15 protein-coding genes are annotated in these 17,803 nt (G+C 64.9%); 14 read left to right on the top strand and 1 reads right to left on the bottom strand.

The features are described from left to right. Positions 1-368 precede the first annotated feature (368 nt). From tolQ to XH92_RS38140, 12 genes are all read left to right on the top strand, one after another. A complete protein-coding gene (tolQ, locus tag XH92_RS38195; RefSeq protein ID WP_016846954.1) occupies positions 369-1,082 on the top strand; it encodes a protein TolQ in 714 nt (237 codons plus the stop codon). A gap of 43 nt (positions 1,083-1,125) precedes the next feature. After that, entirely contained in the window at positions 1,126-1,593 is a 468-nt protein-coding gene (locus tag XH92_RS38190) for a biopolymer transporter ExbD (RefSeq protein WP_097676111.1), read from the top strand. 30 nt (positions 1,594-1,623) lie between these two features. Further along, entirely contained in the window at positions 1,624-2,556 is a 933-nt protein-coding gene (locus XH92_RS38185) for a cell envelope integrity protein TolA (protein ID WP_194456641.1), read from the top strand. A gap of 72 nt (positions 2,557-2,628) precedes the next feature. Continuing rightward, on the top strand, positions 2,629-3,954 hold the full coding sequence (tolB, locus tag XH92_RS38180) for a Tol-Pal system beta propeller repeat protein TolB (protein WP_050404484.1): 1,326 nt from the start codon (positions 2,629-2,631) through the stop codon (positions 3,952-3,954). Positions 3,955-4,140: 186 nt separating this feature from the next. Beyond that, on the top strand, positions 4,141-6,471 hold the full coding sequence (locus XH92_RS38175) for a bifunctional diguanylate cyclase/phosphodiesterase (RefSeq protein ID WP_194456640.1): 2,331 nt from the start codon (positions 4,141-4,143) through the stop codon (positions 6,469-6,471). 172 nt (positions 6,472-6,643) lie between these two features. Next, positions 6,644-7,375 carry a hypothetical protein gene (locus XH92_RS38170; protein WP_194456639.1) on the top strand — a complete coding sequence of 244 codons (732 nt, stop codon included), beginning with the start codon at positions 6,644-6,646 and terminating at the stop codon, positions 7,373-7,375. 307 nt (positions 7,376-7,682) lie between these two features. After that, positions 7,683-8,165 carry a peptidoglycan-associated lipoprotein Pal gene (pal, locus tag XH92_RS38165; RefSeq protein ID WP_021078622.1) on the top strand — a complete coding sequence of 161 codons (483 nt, stop codon included), beginning with the start codon at positions 7,683-7,685 and terminating at the stop codon, positions 8,163-8,165. Positions 8,166-8,414: 249 nt separating this feature from the next. After that, complete coding sequence (gene ybgF / locus XH92_RS38160) at positions 8,415-9,437, top strand: tol-pal system protein YbgF (RefSeq protein WP_194456638.1); 1,023 nt, start codon at positions 8,415-8,417, stop codon at positions 9,435-9,437. Between the two features lie 51 nt (positions 9,438-9,488). Beyond that, the gene (tilS, locus tag XH92_RS38155) at positions 9,489-10,523 is read left to right on the top strand and encodes a tRNA lysidine(34) synthetase TilS (RefSeq protein ID WP_194456637.1); all 1,035 of its coding nucleotides are present in this window, start codon (positions 9,489-9,491) and stop codon (positions 10,521-10,523) included. Between the two features lie 258 nt (positions 10,524-10,781). Continuing rightward, complete coding sequence (ftsH, locus tag XH92_RS38150; RefSeq protein ID WP_074128467.1) at positions 10,782-12,704, top strand: ATP-dependent zinc metalloprotease FtsH; 1,923 nt, start codon at positions 10,782-10,784, stop codon at positions 12,702-12,704. Between the two features lie 12 nt (positions 12,705-12,716). Then, positions 12,717-13,130, top strand: coding sequence for a DUF3052 family protein (locus tag XH92_RS38145; protein WP_194456636.1), 414 nt, complete (start codon positions 12,717-12,719; stop codon positions 13,128-13,130). 120 nt (positions 13,131-13,250) lie between these two features. Continuing rightward, the gene (locus tag XH92_RS38140; RefSeq protein WP_194456635.1) at positions 13,251-14,450 is read left to right on the top strand and encodes an ABC transporter substrate-binding protein; all 1,200 of its coding nucleotides are present in this window, start codon (positions 13,251-13,253) and stop codon (positions 14,448-14,450) included. A 201-nt stretch (positions 14,451-14,651) separates the two neighbouring features. On the opposite strand, the gene XH92_RS38135 is transcribed toward XH92_RS38140, so the two are convergent. Further along, positions 14,652-16,151: a hypothetical protein gene (locus XH92_RS38135; protein ID WP_194456634.1), complete on the bottom strand. Its 1,500-nt coding sequence runs from the start codon at positions 16,149-16,151 to the stop codon at positions 14,652-14,654. A 440-nt stretch (positions 16,152-16,591) separates the two neighbouring features. Here XH92_RS38135 and XH92_RS38130 point away from each other — a divergent pair, with 440 nt between their 5' ends. After that, entirely contained in the window at positions 16,592-17,266 is a 675-nt protein-coding gene (locus tag XH92_RS38130) for a TetR/AcrR family transcriptional regulator (protein WP_194456633.1), read from the top strand. A 73-nt stretch (positions 17,267-17,339) separates the two neighbouring features. Next, entirely contained in the window at positions 17,340-17,768 is a 429-nt protein-coding gene (locus XH92_RS38125; protein WP_194456632.1) for an OsmC family protein, read from the top strand. The last annotated feature ends 35 nt before the right edge of the window (positions 17,769-17,803 follow it).

The raw sequence follows: 17,803 nt of genomic DNA, 5'->3' as shown, positions 1-17,803 counted from the left end.
GTTATGGGTCTTGGCCTTCGCCAGGACGGCGCAAGGGGAGGAGGCGCTCGCCTCCCCAAACGCCAAATCCATTCATCTCCGGAACCCGCCAACTGCCTCCGCCACTGGCGTTTCCCGCCCTCAAATTTCCCTTTGGTAACCTCGCCTTAACCATGATTAGCGTTTGGTTAGGGTCGGAATGCCGCGTGAAAAGCCCTCGTTTTGACATGTTGGCAGGGGAAGCAGGGCCCGGCTTTGGACGGGCCCCCCATGCGACAGATGTAAGAGGCTCTCGCGCAGTTCTTGCCGCGCCGGCCGCGCGGCCGTCGAACCGGTGCCGATTGGCGGCCCGCCCTGATTGGGACACTTGCGTTGAGAGGATATTGCCGATGAATCCCGCCGACGTGGCGCAGTCAACTCTGCCACTGGCATCGAGCGACGTGTCGCTCATCGCGTTGTTTTGGCAGGCCCATTGGGTCGTCAAATGCGTGATGTTGGGACTTCTGTCCTGCTCGGTCTGGGTCTGGGCGATCGCGATCGACAAGATCCTGCTCTACGCCCGCACCAAGCGGGCGATGGACAAGTTCGAGCAGGCGTTCTGGTCCGGCCAGTCGATCGAGGAACTCTACCGGGCACTCTCGGCCAAGCCGACCCAGTCGATGGCGGCCTGTTTCGTGGCGGCGATGCGGGAGTGGAAGCGCTCGTTCGAGAGCCAGTCGCGGTCCTTTGCCGGCCTGCAGGCTAGAATCGAGAAGGTCATGAACGTCTCGATCGCCCGGGAGGTGGAGCGGCTGGAACGGCGGCTGCTGGTGCTGGCGACCGTCGGCTCGGCCGGCCCCTTTGTCGGCCTGTTCGGCACCGTCTGGGGCATCATGTCGAGCTTCCAGTCGATCGCGGCCTCGAAAAACACCTCTTTGGCGGTGGTGGCGCCCGGTATCGCGGAAGCGCTGTTTGCCACTGCAATCGGCCTGATTGCCGCAATTCCGGCGACTATTTTCTACAATAAGTTCACCTCGGAGGTGAACCGGCAGGCCGCACGCCTGGAGGGGTTCGCCGACGAGTTCTCCGCCATCCTGTCGCGTCAGATCGACGAGCGGGGCTGAGATCAATGATGGTCACGATGGTCACTGTTGTGAGCGTACGATCATGGCGATGAGCATGGCAGGGTCCGGCGGTGGCAGACGCCGCCGCGGCGGGCGCAAGCCGGTCATGGCCGAGATCAACGTCACGCCGATGGTCGACGTGATGCTGGTGCTGCTGATCATCTTCATGGTCGCAGCGCCGCTGATGACGTCGAACATCGACATCGACCTGCCGGTTGCGAGCGGCGGCAAGTCGATTTCGTCGAACCAGCCGCCGCTGACGCTGTCGGTCAAGCGCACTGGCGGTGGCTGCAACTCGAATGTCGAGCTCTATCTCGGCGACGCGCCGATCACGGCCGCCGATTTTCCGGCCAAGATCAAGGCGATCGGGGATGCCCGGTCGGATGCCGAAAAAGTGGTGTATCTGCGTGGCGACAAGGACGTCTGTTACACGGATATGATGAAATTGCTCGGGGAGGTCCGGGCCGCGGGATTCAAGGCGAATATCGTCATCATCCCGGAAGGCGGATAACCACCATGCCAAGGCACGGGGAAGCCTGATTTGAAGGTCAAGGTCGACAAGACTCTGGCGGCATCGATTGTCCTGCACGTCCTCGTGATCGGGTGGGGCCTGATTTCGTTCTCGACCAAGGCGTATGTGATGCCGGAAGAGGAGTCGGTTGCCGTCGATGTGATCTCGTCCGACCAGCTCTCTCATGTCATGGCCGGCCAGAAGGACGGCAAGAAGGAAAATCCCAAGCCGCTGGTCGAGAAGGTCGCCGAGGCCAAGCCGATGGACGATGCCGTCGGCAAGATCGACGACAAGAAGCCGCCGGTCGTGACCGACACCGCGCCGGCCCCGACGCCGAAGGTGGAGAAGCCGGAAGACAAGAAGCCGGATCCGCCGAAGAAGGTCGAGAACAAGCCGAAAGAAGAGCCGAAGCCGGTCGAGAAGAAGCCCGATCCGGTGAAGCCCGATCCGATCGCGGAAGCGATCAAGAAGGAAGAGAAGAAGCCGCCGCCGAAGCCGGTCCAGCAGGCCGCCAAGCCGCCGCCGGAGCAGAAGCCGAAGGATCGCGTGTTCGACCAGAGCAAGATCGCAGCCTTGCTCGACAAGCGTGACCCGACGCGCGCCTCGGCGACCGGCGATACGCTCAACGCCAATGCCTCGCTCGGCACGGCAAAGGGCAAGGCCGCCGATAACTCCGCGACCTGGGGCGCGATGTTCAAGCAGCAGGTCGAGCGCTGCTGGAAGAAACCCTATGGCGGCATCGAGGCGCAGCAGACCGAGGCCGTGTTCTCGATCAAGCTGAAGCGCGACGGCTCGCTCGAGGGCATGCCGGTGCCGGAAGGCACACCGTCGACGCCCTATCTGCGGGTGTATCAAGAGAGCGCGCTGCGGGCGATCATCGAATGCCAGCCGTACAATCTGCCGGCGGCCTTCTTCGACGAATGGAAGTATTTTGCGCCGGTGTTCACAGAGCGAAAGACCTGAGGACGACCGCGTCGCTTGGCCAATAGCAAACAAAGTCTACCGACAATGACCGACCAGAATGATTTGCGTGCAATGACCTTTCGCCTCAATCGCCGACAGATGATCTCCGGCATGGCCGCGCTTGGCGCGCTCGCCGGAAGCCGCAGCGCCTTCGCCCAGAAGCGCATCATCGTTCCCGAAGGCGACTTCGCGCCGCTGCCGATCGCGATCCCGAATTTTGCCGCCGGCACGCCCGGCGACACCGAGGTCGGCGTCGGCGTCACGCAGGTGATCACCAACAACCTGAAGCGCAGCGGATTGTTCGCGCCGATCGATCAGGCCGCCTATCTCGAGAAGCAGATCAACATCGACGCGGCGCCGAACTTCAACAACTGGAAGAGCATCAATGCGCAGGCGCTGGTGACCGGCCGCATGACGCGCCAGGGCAACGGGCGCGTCAAGGCCGAGTTCCGGCTCTGGGACGTCAACACCGGCCAGCAGCTTGCCGGCCAGCAGTACGACACCTCGGCCGAATACTGGCGGCGCATCGCGCACATCATCTCCGACCAGATCTACGAGCGGCTGACCGGCGAGAAGGGTTATTTCGACACCCGCGTCGTGTTCGTCGACGAGAGCGGCTCGGCGGATCGCCGCGTCAAGCGGCTCGCGCTGATGGACCAGGACGGCGCCAATGTGCGCTATCTGACCCGCGGCTCGGACCTCGTGCTGACGCCGCGCTTCTCGCCGTCGACCCAGGAAATCACCTACATGGAATTCGGGCAGGGCGACCCGCGCGTCTATCTGCTCAACATCGAGACCGGCCAGCGCGAGATCGTCGGCAATTTCCCGGGCATGTCGTTCTCGCCGCGCTTCTCGCCGGACGGCCAGCGCGTCATCATGAGCCTGCAGCAGGGCGGCAACTCCAACCTGTTCGTGATGGATCTGCGCTCGAAGTCGATGACGCGCCTGACCGACACGCCGGCGATCGACACCTCGCCATCCTACGCGCCCGACGGCACGCGGCTCTGCTTCGAATCCGATCGCGGCGGCAAGCCGCAGATCTATGTGATGCCGGCTACCGGCGGTGCGGCGCAGCGCATCTCGTTCGGCGACGGCACCTATTCGACGCCGGTGTGGTCGCCGCGCGGCGACTACATCGCCTTCACCAAGCAGGGCGGCGGACAGTTCGCGATCGGCATCATGAAGCCGGACGGCTCCGGTGAGCGCATCCTGACCTCGGGCTTCCACAATGAAGGCCCGACCTTTGCGCCGAACGGGCGCGTCGTGATGTTCTTCCGCGATCCCGGCGGCAACAGCGGCCCGTCGCTGTTCACCATCGACGTCTCCGGGCGCAACGAGCTGAGGGTGCCGACCCCCGGTTTTGCCTCCGATCCCGCCTGGTCGCCGCTGTTGTCGTGAGGCTCGTGCAGGGCTGCTCCGGGGAACCCGGGGCGGTCGGCACTTCTTACCTAGCGCACTGAATCTTATGCCGAATTTCGGCCATCAATGGGTCGCTGCAACGACTCGCTAACGATGTTCCCTCAGAAAGACTTCACCTGCGACCGCTAGAACTACGCAGACGGAAAGGGACGCGTACGTCTGCAGATGCAGTTGGTGGATCAGAAACGACGAGGCAGCCAGGACGAGCTGGAGCCGGTGCTCTACGCTGCACTCGTGGATTCGATGCGCCAGAATTTCTGGGCGATGTTCCTCGGCAGCGTCGCCACCGCCTCCGCCGCGGTGATGACCGCGCTCAAGACCGGCAACGTGCTGCTGTGGCCGTTCGCCTTCCTGATCATTGCCATCGGAACCGCGCGGGCGGTCTGGATGCGCAAGTACGACGAGGGGCAGGGTGGCGGGCTGACCTACGAGGAAGCCAAGGTCTGGGCGCCGCGCTACTCGATCGGTGCGATCGTCTATGCCATGGTGCTGGGCGCCTGGTGCTTCGTCACCATCCTCGGCAGCGACGATGCGATCGCCCACATGCTCTGCGTCGCGGTGACGGTCGGCTACACGGCCGGTGGTGCGGCCCGCAACTACGGGCGGCCGCGGCTGCTGCAGCTCCATGTGCTGGTTGCCTGCGGGCCGATGTCGCTCGCCCTGGCGCTGCACGGCGACTTCTACTACATCGGCCTGTCGATCCTGCTGGTGCTGTTCTTTCTCGGCCTGAAGGGCATCAACCTCAGCCTGCATGCGATCTTCGTCAAGGCGCTGACCGCTAGCTTCCGCGAGGCGGCGCTGGCGCATCAGTTCGACACCGCGCTCAACAACATGCCGCACGGCCTGTGCATGTTCCGCGCCGACGGACGCCTCGCGGTGATGAACCACCGCTTCATCGAGATGATGGAGCTGTCGGACGATTTCGTGCAGCGCGGCGCCAGCGCGGCCGATATCTGCAATGCCTGCGTGCTGTCCGGCGCGATCTCGGCCGCAGCCGCGCAACAGATTCTCTACGAGATCGAGAGCTCGCAGCGCGGCGACATCGTCACCAGCGACCCCGATCCGGCGCAGAACCGTTCGCTGGATTGGACGTTCCAGCCGATGGCCGGCGGCGGCACGGTCTTGCTGGTCGAGGACATCACCGAGCGCAAGGACGCCGAGGCCAGGATCAGTCACCTCGCGCGCTACGACGAACTGACCGCGCTGCCCAACCGGGTCAATTTCCGCGACGAGATCGGCCGGCTGCTCGCCATGCAGCACGGCGACCATCGCTCCGCATTGCTGTTCGTCGACCTCGACCAGTTCAAGCAGGTCAACGATACGCTCGGCCATCCCTGCGGCGACCAGCTGCTTTGCGCGGTCGCCGAACGGCTGCGCGAGATGCTGCGTCCGGAGGATTTCGTGGCGCGGTTCGGCGGCGACGAGTTCGTCGTGTTCCAGCAGAACATCCACTCGCATGAGGACGCCGCTGCATTGGCGCGGCGCATCGTCGATCGCCTCAGCGAGCGCTACAAGATCGACAACCATCTGGTCGAGATCGGCGCCAGCGTCGGCATCGCGATGACCGCGCCGGGCGTCGGCGCCGATACGCTGCTGAAGAACGCCGACATGGCGCTCTACCGTGCCAAGGCCGACGGCCGCGGTACCTTCTGCTTCTTCCGCGACGAGATGGCGCAGACCGTCGAGGCACGCCGCATCCTCGAGCTCGATCTGCGCAAGGCGCTCGCCAACGAGGAATTCGAGCTGTTCTACCAGCCGCTGATCAACCTGAAGTCCGGCAAGGTCTCGACCTGCGAGGCGCTGCTGCGCTGGAACCATCCGGCGCGTGGCACGGTCTCACCGGTCGACATCATCCCGGTTGCCGAGGACATGGGCCTGATCGTCGATCTCGGGCGCTGGATCCTGCGCAAGGCTTGCATGGAATGCATGAAGTGGCCGGAGGCGGTCAGCGTCGCGGTCAATTTCTCGCCGCAGCAGTTCCATCAGCGCGACGTGCTGAGCGAGGTCCGCTACGCGCTCGAGGTCTCCGGTCTGCCGGCGCACCGTCTCGAGATCGAGATCACCGAATCCTCGCTGCTGCACAACACCGAGCTGACCCACGACGTGCTGTCGCAGCTGCGTTCGCTCGGCGTGCGGATCTCGCTGGATGATTTCGGCACCGGCTACTCGTCGCTCAGCTATTTGCACAATTTCCCGCTGCAGAAGGTCAAGATCGACCGCTCCTTCCTCGAGGGCATCGACAGCGACCGTCCGCTGACCCTGCTGCGCGGGGTGGCGCGGCTGTCGGCGGATCTCGGCATGTCGGTCGTGGTCGAGGGCATCGAGACCAACGAGCAGCTCGAGCTGATCAGTTCCGACGGCGCCGTGACCGAAGCACAGGGATACCTGTTCAGCCGGCCGGTTCCCGCGCTGCGTATCCGCCAGCTGCTCAATGCCTCGCACGGCAGGCGGACCGACGAGCAGCTGCACGTGGTTCCCTCGCGCTCGATCGCGTGAGCGGGCCAAATCCCTTCAATCGATAGTTGTGGTTGCCCTCGATTGCGCTACCGGGACTGCGCCTTTGCGGCCGGAGGTTAACTGTATTGCCTCGATTGCTTTGACGAAAATTAAGAAGCTGTTAAGGTTTTCGGCGGCTCGCAAAAGTTGTCGTGAAAGTCCGGAGTAGTTCATGAGGTCCCCTGTCGTCGCGCCCCGCGCTTTTTCGCGGGGCCCCGAGCTGCTCGACCAGGTTGATTACCGCCTCGCCCAAACGCCCGCCGAAAAAGAAGAGATCTACAATCTGCGTTACCGCGCCTATCTGCGCGAAGGCGCGGTGAAGGAATCCGCGGAGCAGCGGGTCACGGATCAATATGACGATCTGGAGAACTCCTGGACCTTCGGCGTCTATCTCGACGGCGAGCTCAGCAGCTCGGTTCGCATCAGCGTGCTGACGAGCGAGTGGCGCGAGTCGTGCTCTGCGGAGGCGTTCGGCGAAATCCTGCATCCGAAACTCGATCGCAATGAGATCATCATCGATCCCGCACGGTTCGTTGCGGATCCCGATCGGGCCCGGCGCGCGCCTGAACTGCCCTATGTCACCGTTCGCCTCGCCTACATGGCTTGCGAGTATTTCGGCGCCGATCTGGGGCTCGCGATCGTTCGCCCCGAGCACCAGGCGTTCTACCGCCGCGTCTTCTTCCACGAGACGATCGCCGAGCCGCGGCTGTTTCCGGGCCTGCTCAAGCCGGTCGGCCTGATGGCGGCGGACTTCCCCACCATGCGCGACAAGGTGTTCGCGCGCTACCCGATGATGCGCTCATCGGCGTTTGAGCGCCGCATGCTGTTCGAGCGCGAACACCACGTGCTCCAGCAGCCGGCGATCGATCGATTCGAGCGCCATTCGATCGTGCCGCATTCCTGAGGGGGAATCAGCCGGCTCCGGTCCCATCATTGCCGCCGGTCCGCGTCCAATTCCGCAACTATCTGTCGCCGGCCGGTCACGGACGGCGGCAAAATTGCTGTTGGGCGGCTCGGTTCCCGCGAACTTGCCTTCCCTTCACCGTCGCGCCACATTTGCCACCCATTAACCATCGGGGGCGCTTTTCGCCATTGCCTGGCATTTGATGGGGTCCAGCAAGGTCTCGTCAAGGTTGACGGAACGTTCGCTTAACCATCGCCCTGTAGACCCAATGGACAGTACGAAGAGCGTGAGCGTGGAGGCTCCGGGAATGAAATATCTCCAGGGTATGAAGCTGGTTGCGGTTCTGGCGGTGGCGCTGTCGATGGGCGCCTGCGCCAACAAGAACCCGTTGGACGCCAACGGCGCGATCGGGGGCGCCGCGACCCCGGGCAGCCAGCAGGATTTCGTGGTCAATGTCGGCGATCGCGTGTTCTTCGAGAGCGATCAGACCGATCTCAGCCCGCAGGCGACCGCGACCCTCGACAAGCAGGCGCAGTGGCTGCAGACCTACAACCGTTATTCCTTCACCATCGAGGGTCATGCCGACGAGCGCGGCACGCGCGAATACAACATCGCGCTCGGTGCTCGCCGGGCCCAGTCGGTGCGCGCCTATCTCGCCTCGCGCGGCATCGATCCGAGCCGCATGCGCACCATCTCCTACGGCAAGGAGCGCCCGGTCGCGGTCTGTAACGACATCTCCTGCTGGTCGCAGAACCGCCGCGCCGTCACCGTGCTGAACGCCAGTTCCTGACGCGACGTTGAATGAGTTTTCCGAGCCGGCGCCTTCGGGCGCCGGCTTTGTTTTGGCCGCATGAAAAGCCCGGCCCGCCTTCATCAAGATGAACGAGGCTGCGCGCAATTGGCCGCTTGCTTGTTCCACCGTCCGTACTAAACCGGTATCCGCGGCGTTGTCCCGGATTTGAAGTGCCAGTCACAATTCCGGCGTACTCCGTCCCTCAATGTCGCTCGCTTTTCACGTCGATCTCGTCGTCAGGGCAAAATGTCATCCAGGCTTCATTTTCTTTCCTCCGCCGCGGCGATCGCGGCGCTATTCGCCGTTTCCGCACCAGTGTTTGCCCAATCCGACGATTCCGATGCCGAAATGCGGATCGAACGGCTGGAGAACCAGCTGCGGCAGTTGACCGGCCAGAACGAGGAGCTGCAGTACCGCAACCGTCAGCTCGAGGAGCGGCTGCGCCAGCTCGGCGGCCAGCCGCCCGGCGCTCCCGGACAGGCTCCGGCCGGCCAGCCCAATGTCGCGGCGGTGCCACCGGCCCAGCAACCGCAGACTTACCCGCAAGCTCAGCCGGGCTACGGCCAGCCGCAGCAAGGCTATGGCCGGCAGCCGCAAGGCGGCTATGACCAGCAGCAGATCGCAGCGCCCGCGCCGATCGTGCAGGAGCCGGCGCCTGCGGCAGCTCCCGGCCGCCGCGGTCGCGGCGATGCCTTCGATCCGAACCAGAATCCGAATGCTCCGGGCGTGCCGCGCGCACTCGGCGGCGGCCAGATGCCGATGCCAAGCGATGCGCAGGCCGGCGCTCCGGGCGGCCGTGGGGCGGGCGAGCCGCTCGAACTCGGCAACACCAGTCCGCAGCGGGCGCCCGGCGCAAGCGCGGCCCTGACCACATTGCCGCCGTCGGCGACGCCGAAGGACGAGTTCGACCTCGGCATCGGCTACATGCAGCGCAAGGACTATGCGCTCGCCGAGGAGACGATGAAGAACTTCGCCACGAAGTATCCGACCGATCCCTTGGTGGCGGATTCGCAATACTGGCTCGGCGAAAGCTATTTCCAGCGTCAGCAATATCGCGACGCTGCGGAAACCTTCCTCGGTGTGACCACCAAGTTCGACAAGTCCGCGAAGGCGCCCGACGCGCTGCTGCGGCTCGGCCAGTCGCTGGCGGCGCTGAAGGAAAAGGAAGCAGCCTGTGCCGCGTTCGGCGAGATCACGCGGAAGTACCCGCGCGCGTCCGGCGGGGTCAAGGCTGCGGTTGACCGCGAGCAGAAGCGCGTGAAGTGCTAAACCAGCAAGGGGAGGCCGCTTCCGGCCTTTCCGCGACCTGCTGGTTCTGCGATGCCCGACGACCAATCCGCCATCCCGGCAAGGGACGCCAAGCGCCTGTTCGCGGGCCTGGCGCGCGCGCCGGCGATCGTGCTCGCGGTGTCGGGCGGTCCCGATTCAATCGCGCTGATGTGGCTGGCCGCACGCTGGCGCCGCGCGCTTGCGCAGGGTCCGCATCTGGTGGCGGTCACCGTCGATCACGGCCTGCGTCCTGAAGCGGCTCGCGAGGCGCGCGACGTCAAGCGGCTGGCGCGAAGTCTCGATGTGCCGCATCACACGTTGCGCTGGCGCGGGCCCAAGCCCAGTACCGGCGTGCCGGCAGCCGCGCGTAAGGCGCGTTATGGCCTGCTCGCGCAAGCGGCGCGCAAGCACGGCGCCACGCATATCCTGACCGCGCATACCCGCGACGACCAGGCCGAGACGCTGCTGATGCGGATGCTGCGCGGCAGCGGCATCGCGGGCCTTTCGGCGATGGCGCACGAGACCGAGCGCGATGGCGTTCTGCTGACGCGGCCGCTGCTCGATATTTCCAAGGCACAGCTGATCGCGACGCTGAAGAAGGCGCACATCGGTTTTGCCGACGATCCGACCAACCGCGATCCTTCCTTCACGCGGCCGCGGCTGCGCGCGCTGATGCCGATGCTGGCCGAGGAGGGTGGCGACGCGCGGAACCTGGCACGGCTCGCCGCGCGGATCGCGCGAGCCAACGCTGCGCTGGAGGTGCTGGTCGACGGCGCCGAGCGCTATCTTACGTTGAAAAGCGAGGATAACCTCGATGCGGGCTTCGACGCTGCACTGTTCGCGGTGATGCCGGATGAGATCCGCCTTCGCCTGCTCAAGCGCGCCATCGACCGCACCGGACATGAGGGGCCAGCCGAACTCGGCAAGGTCGAAACCCTGCTCGCCGCGGTCGACGAGGCCGTCAATGAGCCCTTGGGAAAACGCGAATCCAAGCTGAAACAGACCCTTGCCGGAGCGGTCATCAGCGTCGCCTCCGGCCGTATCAGGATCGGTCCGGCGCCGCCCCGCCGGGCCCGTTCCCGCTGAGCCGGGTTCGATTGTTTCAATCGCTGTCATAAACCGGCAAGGAGGCTTAACCACCCCGGAAAAACACCGGATTCCGCGTCATTTTTTGACCGGGAATCGCGCTAGGATGCGGTAAATAGTCGTGCGTGGTTCCCTTGGCATCGACCCCAGCGGCACCTAGATTGTAGGGCATCGACGGGATGGATTCCCTGGGGATTCCCACAGAGCCTGCCCAAGGATTAGAAGAGGCCGCGATCCGCGCGACCACGAAGGAAGACCATGAACGCCAATCTGCGGAATTTCGCCCTCTGGGTCATCATTGTCCTGCTGTTGCTGGCGTTGTTCACGCTTTTCCAGAATCCTGGTCAACGCTCGTCGTCTTCGGACATCTCGTTCTCGCAGCTTCTCACTGAAGTCGATCAGGGCCATGTCCGCGATGTCGTGATCCAGGGGCCCGAGATTCACGGCACCTTCAACAACGGCACCAGCTTCCAGACCTATGCGCCGAGCGATCCGACGCTCGTGAAGCGCCTCTATGACGCCAAGGTGCAGATCACCGCGAAGGCGCCCGGCGACAACGTGCCGTGGTTCGTCTCGCTGCTCGTCTCCTGGTTGCCGTTCATCGCGCTGATCGGCGTCTGGATCTTCCTGTCGCGACAGATGCAGGGCGGCGCCGGCAAGGCGATGGGCTTCGGCAAGTCGCGCGCCAAGATGCTGACCGAGGCGCACGGCCGCGTCACCTTCGAGGATGTGGCCGGTGTCGACGAGGCCAAGCAGGACCTGCAGGAGATCGTCGAATTCCTCCGCGACCCAGGCAAGTTCCAGCGCCTCGGCGGCCGGATTCCGCGCGGCGTGCTGCTGGTCGGCCCTCCCGGCACCGGCAAGACGCTGATCGCGCGCGCGGTCGCGGGCGAAGCCAACGTGCCGTTCTTCACCATCTCCGGTTCTGACTTCGTCGAAATGTTCGTCGGCGTCGGCGCGAGCCGCGTCCGCGACATGTTCGAGCAGGCCAAGAAGAACGCGCCTTGCATCATCTTCATCGACGAAATCGACGCGGTCGGCCGTCATCGCGGCGCCGGCCTTGGCGGCGGCAATGACGAGCGCGAGCAGACGCTGAACCAGCTGCTGGTCGAGATGGACGGCTTCGAGGCCAATGAAGGCGTGATCCTGATCGCGGCGACCAACCGTCCCGACGTGCTCGATCCCGCGCTGCTGCGTCCGGGCCGCTTCGACCGCCAGGTCGTGGTGCCCAATCCGGACGTCGTCGGCCGCGAGCAGATTCTCAAGGTCCACGTCCGCAAGGTGCCGCTGGCGCCGGATATCAACCTCAAGACCATCGCGCGCGGTACCCCGGGCTTCTCGGGCGCCGATCTGATGAACCTCGTCAACGAGGCCGCGCTGACCGCCGCCCGCCGCAACAAGCGGATGGTGACGCAGGCCGAGTTCGAAGAGGCCAAGGACAAGGTGATGATGGGCGCCGAGCGCAAGTCGCTCGTCATGACCGAGGAAGAGAAGTTGCTGACGGCCTATCACGAGGGCGGCCACGCCATCGTCGGCCTCAACGTCGTCGCGACCGATCCGATCCACAAGGCGACCATCATTCCGCGCGGCCGTGCGCTGGGCATGGTGATGCAGCTTCCGGAGCGCGACAAGCTGTCGATGTCGCTGGAGCAGATGACCTCACGCCTCGCCATCATGATGGGTGGCCGCGTCGCGGAAGAGCTGATCTTCGGCCGCGAGAAGGTGACCTCGGGCGCCGCCTCCGACATCGAGCAGGCGACCCGCCTCGCCCGCATGATGGTGACGCGCTGGGGCCTCTCGGAAGAGCTCGGCACCGTGTCCTATGGCGAGAACCAGGACGAGGTGTTCCTCGGCATGTCGGTCTCGCGCACTCAGAATGCGTCCGAGGCGACGGTCCAGAAGATCGACTCCGAGATCAAGCGCCTGGTCGAGGAAGGCTACAAGGAAGCGACCCGGATCCTGACCGAGAAGCACGGCGACCTCGAAGCCCTCGCCAAGGGCCTGCTCGAGTTCGAGACGCTGACCGGCGACGAGATCATCGACCTGCTGAAGGGCAAGAAGCCCAACCGCGAGTCGGTGCTGGAGCCGTCGACGCCGCGCGCCTCCGCCGTGCCGCCGGCCGGCAAGTCGCGCCCGCGTCCCGATCCGGACACTGGCCTCGAGCCGCAGCCGCAGGCGTAAGCCTCGCTCGCCATGGCCGGTACGTCCGGCAAACCGATTGTGCAAAAGCTCGGCCTCAAGCCGGGCTTTTGCATTTTTGTCGACGGGTTGTCCGTCCCCTATCGCGACATCGTCGGCGAACTGCCTGCCGATGTGCGGATCGCGAAGAGCGCGCGAGCGCCGCTCGATGCCGTGCATCTGTTCGCCGCCGAGGCGAGGGGGCTCGGCGCCAAGCTTGAGCGTTACCGGGAGGCGATCGCATCTGACGGCATGATCTGGGTATCGTGGCCCAAGAAGAGCTCTGGTGTTGTGACCGATCTTGACGACAGGGTCGTGCGTGAGGCCGGGCTCGCGGCCGGCCTGGTCGACGTCAAGGTCTGCGCCGTCGACGCGGTGTGGTCGGGGCTGAAATTCGTGATCCCGGTCAAGCAGCGCGGCAAGCGCTGAGACCGCCGCGGCGAATAGGCTTGGCCTCCGTTCGGGCGCCGTGGCATCCTGGAGGCAAGCCGATCAACGGCACGGCCGCGCTTTCCTGGGACGCGGCAAGAACAAGGGGAGGGGAGGCCTATGCGCAAGGCACTCGGCGCGTTTGGCGCCATTTCATTCCTGCTGCTGCCCACCGCTTCATTCGCCGGCGAGATGCGCGGCGTCACATCAACCGAAATCAGGATCGGCCAGACCATGCCCTATAGCGGGCCGGTGTCGGCGTTCGGCGCGCTCGGCAAGGGCGAGGCCGGCTATTTCAGGATGCTGAACGAGCGCGGCGGCATCAACGGCCGCAAGATCAATTTCATCTCGCTGGACGATTCCTACGCGCCGCCGAAGACGGTGGAGCAGACGCGCCGCCTCGTCGAGAGCGACGAGGTCGCGCTGATCTTCTCCTCGATCGGCACCGCGCACAACACGGCGATCGCAAAGTACCTGCAGGGCAAGAACATCCCGCAGCTGTTCCTCGCCTCCGGCGCCTCGAAGTTCGGCGATATCGCGCAATTCCCGCAGGCGACGATGGGCGTGCAGGCGCCGTTCCGCTACGAGGCCCGGCTCTATGCACGCTATGCGCTGGCGAAGAATCCGAACGCAACATTCGCGGTGATCTCGCAGAACGACGATTACGGCCGCGACTATCTCGCCGGTCTCAAGGACGTGCTCGGCGAGAAATACGATTCCGTCGTCACCGTCGCGACTTATGAAATCACGGACCCGACCATCGACTCCCAGATCGTCAAGCTGAAGGCGACCAATGCCGATGTCTTCGTGATCGCGGCGACGCCGAAATTCGCCGCGCAGTCGATCCGCAAGGCCTATGAGATCGGCTGGCGGCCGATGACGTTCCTGTCCAATACCGCGGTGTGGATTTCGACCGTGATGCAGCCGGCCGGCGTCGAAGCCGGCACCGGCATCATCTCCACGGCCTATGTGAAGGATCCGGACGATCCGGCCTGGAAGGACGATCCCGGCATGAAGGGCTGGCGCGACTTCATGACCAGATACGTGCCCGAAGGCGATCAGCACGACACCAACTACGTCAACGCCTACAACAGCGCGATGGCGCTCGAGGCGGTGCTGAAGGCCTGCGGCGACGATCTCTCGACCGAGAACATCCTGCGGCAGGCGTTCGCGATCAAGGACCTGGAATTGCCGATGCTGCTGCCAGGCATCAAGGTCAACACCTCGCCGGCCGATCATGTGCCGGTCGACCAGATGCAGCTGATGCGCTTCAACGGCAAGACCTGGGATCGCTTCGGCGAGCTGCAGACGGGGAATTGAGGGTGCGGCCAAGCTGGCCACTCCAAGCCCGTCATCCCCGCGCAAAGGCTTCGCCTTTGTCGCTGGAGGTGCGAGCGGAGCGAGCCTCGAAGGATGTACGGCCCCGCTGGTGGCCGTCGACCCTTCGAGACGCGCTTCGCGCTCCTCAGGGTGACGGAACTGATGGCGGTGCTGCGATTCGGCAGAACACTAAGGCGCAGGCTACCTCGAACCCTCTACCGCCGGCACCACGCCGGCCTTCTCGTCCGACCGCACATGGATGACGGCGATGTCGTCCTTGTAGAGCCGCTTCCAGCCCTTCAGATGATCAAGCGCGTTTCCGGCCGGCGAGTCCGAGCTCAGCAGCGTGGCGTCGATCCGGTACTTGTCGAGCAGGTCCAGCAGCTGGCCGACGTCACGGGCATCGAGCGCGGCGTAATAGTCGAGCACGAACTGCTCGCCATAAAGCTCGGCGCGGCCGTCGATGAACACCTTCATGTCGCGGCTCACCATGTAGCCGCCGAACGGCGCGGTGCTGAACACGCGCTGCGCCTTGTGCTGCTGGAGGACGTCGACCGCGGCAACCGGCGAGAACGCCGGCAGGAATTTGAATTCATGCCGCGCGACGTAGGTCGTCGTCGTCACCCACGCGCCGATCACCATCGCGATGACAACCGGGATCGTGACGACAGGGAGCGAGCGCGTCTCGTCGAAACGGGCGGCGCGAACGCCTGCCATTCCCCATTGTTCGGCGATCGGCTTGGCGAGCACCAGCGGCGCGATGAACGCGAACAGCTCGATGTTGCGGATATGGCTCAGCGCCATCCAGATCAGCCCGAGCAGCAACAGGATCCGCGGCGGCGACAAGGTCAGCCCGCGATAGCAGATGGCGCCGATCAGGCCGAGCAGCGTGGCCTCGAAGAAGCTCGGCTTGCTGAAATCGGCGGGCAGCCATTCGCCGATCAGCGTCAGCAGCTTGCCGAGGTTGAGGATTTTGGTGGCGCCAAGCAGGCTGTTCCAGCCATAGGGCGTCACGCAGCTCGCGGCCAGCGCCGCGATGCCGAACAGTCCCCATCGCACGATGAGGTTGCGGCGGCGGCCGGGCTCCGCGCTCCACACCGCCTCCAGTCCGATCGGCCCGATCAGCACCAGGCCGAGCACGAAGCCGCCATGCAGATTGGCCCACAGCGCCATCAGCGGCAGCAGCCACCACGACGGTGAGGTGCGGCGATCCGCTGATGCCATCAGGCCGCCGATGAACGCCAGCAGCACCGGCAGCGCCAGCACATGCGGCCGCGCGAAGAAATGGATCGTCGACAGCAGCAGCGCCAGCGCCGCGATCAGCAGCGCGCGAGCCGGATCGAAATACGGGCTCAACAGATGCAGGAAGATCGCGACCGTTGCGCCGATCGCGATGGAGGTCAGGATCACCGGCCCGGCCCAATCGCCGCCGTACACGAGGGCGTACGCCACCTGCGACAGCCACGAGCTCGAGATCCAGGGCTCGCCGAAACGGGTGAACGAGAACACGTCCGACGTCGGCATCGCGCCGTGTTCGAGAATCCACTGTCCGACCTTGATCTGCCACTCCGTGTCGGAATCGCGCAGCAGGATTTCACCGGCGGAGAGATAGAACAGATAGGCGCCCACGGCCGCGCACAGCGGCAGCAGTCCTCGCACCGCGCTGCGGCTGCTCACGCTGCTGGTGACGGAGAGTGACATGCGCTTTCTTGGTTCGGCCGGTTTCAGTGGCGACGCCACTGGTGAGTGTCGGGCGCACTCGACCACGGCTTCCGATAAATTCGGGTAAATGCGCGTGCGATGTCGTGGGTCAGCGCAAGATCGGATGTCTCGAATTCGAGCGATCATGTTAGCTCGCGATTCACGATTGGAGGCCTGATCCGAGCGTGGTTGCCGTTGGCAGCTGCCGATCTGTCGCGGAATCCTGGCAGCCGGGGCCTCCACGGGCCGGAGCGGCCGCCGGTTCGATCGGAGGTCGCATGCGGCCGTCGCAAAATCCTTACAATTCCAGCTTGTCAACCAGTCTGAATAGTTGTTCACTTCTTCAGGCGATTGCGGGATCAATCGTTCAAAACATTGAAGACGCGTGTGTTCTGCCGGTGGGCGCCGGCCCAGGGCACACGGTGGGGGGACGGAACGCCATGGTCTACCGGCGAACTCATCAGGTCGTGAAACGGCTGGCTGCCCGGCGCAGCGCCATCCTGTCGGCTGCGCGGGACGCAGCGGCGGCGGGCGGCATGGCGGCGGTCCAGATCGCACCGGTCGCGGTGCGGGCCAATGTCGCCGCAGGCACCGTCTATCGCTATTTCCCGTCGAAGGCCGAGCTGATCTCGGAATTGATCACCGAAGTCTCGCGCGACGAGCTGACCGCGATCCGGCGCGCCGCGGATGCCGCGCCCGGCCCGTCATCGGCGCTCGCCGCCGCGGTGACGACGATCGCGGTCCACGTGCTGTCGCAGCGCAAGCTCGCCTGGGGCATCCTGGCCGAGCCGGTCGATGTCGACGTTACGGCTTCGCGCCTCGCCAGCCGCCGCGATATTTCCGGTGAGCTTGCTCTGCGCATCGATGCCGCCGTGCGCGCCGGACATCTGCCGGCGCAGGACACGGCGCTGGCGGCCACCGCGTTGCTCGGCGCGCTGCACGAGGCGCTGGTCGGCCCATTGGCGCCGTCCAATCTCGACGATCCGATCAAGCTGCGCGATGCGGTGCAGACCGTGACGCTGCTCGCCTTGCGCGCGGTCGGTGTAATGGACGCGCGTGCGCGCGGACTCGTGGTCCAGGCGACGACCCCGGCGAAGGCGCTGGTCGGCGCTTAACTTCAAGAACACTTCTGTCGCATTGGCGTTGTAGCTTTGCGGGCTGGGTTCAACCAACCTGATGGAGCAACGCATGACGACCACCCACGGCTCGGCCAAATGGCAGGGCGGCATCAAGGACGGCAAGGGCGCGATCTCGACCAAGAGCGGCGCGCTCTCGGATTACCCCTACGGCTTCGCCAGCCGCTTCGAGGGCAAGCCCGGCTCGAACCCCGAGGAGTTGATCGGTGCGGCGCATGCCGCCTGCTTCACGATGGCGCTGTCGCTGATCCTCGGCGAGGCCAAGCTCACGGCGGAGCACATGGAGACCAAGGCCGACGTGACCCTTGAGAAGGTCGCGGACGGCTTCGCCATCACCGCCGTGCATCTGACGTTGTCGGCGAAGATCCCGGGCGCGGACAATGCGGCATTCCAGGAGTTGGCCGGCAAGGCCAAGGCCGGATGCCCGGTGTCCAAGCTGCTCAACACCAAGATCACGCTCGACGCGTCGTTGCAGGGCTGATCGCGGAGAGGCCGGTCAGAGCGTTTTCGCGCGAA

This window comes from Bradyrhizobium sp. CCBAU 53421, from assembly GCF_015291625.1.
GTDB lineage: Bacteria > Pseudomonadota > Alphaproteobacteria > Rhizobiales > Xanthobacteraceae > Bradyrhizobium.
The sequence above is the reverse complement of the archived record's forward strand: the minus strand, read 5'-3'. Positions and strand labels throughout refer to the sequence as shown.